Raw genomic sequence first — 1,205 nt, 5'->3', positions numbered from 1 at the left:
GCGCGGGGCAGGAGCAGCCTTGTCAGGAAGCCACTAAGCGATGAATCTCAACCCGACCGGCTGCCACCGATTCTAACGATCTGAGGGACATCCCCGGGAAACGGTGGTCTGCCTACAAGCAGCGAGGCGCGCTAAAGCCCCCTCCTTCTCCCGAGATCGAGACAATACCTTCCTTTCGGCGCGTTCGGATCGGGAACGAAGAGCATCACTTCGGAGCAGTCCAGGCGGCGGCCTTGCGACTCCTCTTCCAGGCCGCCAAGGACGGGAAACCATGGCTTAACGGCAAGCAACTCCTGCACGACGGCGGGTCCCAAAGCTACACCCTGTCCAACCTCTTCAAGCGCAAACCGGTTTGGCGGAAGCTGATCCACTCGGATGGTCGGGGCTACTACCGGATGCAAGAGTCAATCAGGAGGACAATACAGGCGGACATGATCGGTGAATGCGCGATATATTAGCACTCCGCTACCCCACCGAGTGAAAAACTTTCTCCGTCTAAAGATTCGAGCCAGCAGAGAGGCTTCTATCTTACCTTAAAGGTCCAAATCACCCATCAATGACGATGTTCTGAATACCGATGCCCTGACGATTCGGAAGACTTGACCCAGAATCTTGTAACGCATTCCTACGTCCCTGAAAGACCCGCGAGAAGACCGAATACGTCCTCCACCGCGACATCCATTTAACTGGGATCTTCTCATACTCGCGATCACACTCCCGGCCCACCTTCGGCCCGGAAACCGATGGCGGGCGTTGTGCACAGGTGCCAGACGCTCAATGATCTGATCTTCGCGGAATCCCAAGCGGGACCCATGCTATTTGTGCGCGGGCGGCAGCTCTCTGACCATCAACTTGCGGAGCCTTAAGCTCGCTGCCCGCCCGATCGCCTTCGGCCGCACTGGAAGCGTCGTCACCCTTGGCGTGATGAACCGCACCACTAGCGCCATCACCCTCCAGTTCACGCCGGAAAGCTCCGAACCCGCGCCCACAGGACAAACCGACGTCGCCGGAAGCGTGCCGCTCACCCGGCAGGTCGCCGACGAATCCGGCACCTCGAGCGAGGTACTGGTGCAGGGTGCCTTCTCGTTGTCGATCCCGGCGTCGAGCCGGGCGAGACCCTATGGCTGCGACTTGAAGCAGTCGGGCACCGTTGGAGTAGGTTGAGGGTTGGGAAAGTGGTGTCGTGTCTGGTTCAAATCGTGGGC

At 59.2% G+C, this 1,205-nt stretch carries 1 protein-coding gene; it reads left to right on the top strand.

The window, feature by feature from the left end; translation table 11 throughout:
• The first annotated feature begins 852 nt into the window (after positions 1 to 852).
• On the top strand, positions 853 to 1,164 hold the full coding sequence (locus HNR46_RS20560; RefSeq protein WP_184022591.1) for a hypothetical protein: 312 nt from the start codon (positions 853 to 855) through the stop codon (positions 1,162 to 1,164).
• Positions 1,165 to 1,205 lie beyond the last annotated feature (41 nt).

Origin of the sequence: Haloferula luteola (assembly GCF_014201715.1) — a bacterium.
GTDB lineage: Bacteria > Verrucomicrobiota > Verrucomicrobiia > Verrucomicrobiales > Akkermansiaceae > Haloferula > Haloferula luteola.
This window is presented reverse-complemented; position numbering and strand designations above follow the sequence as displayed.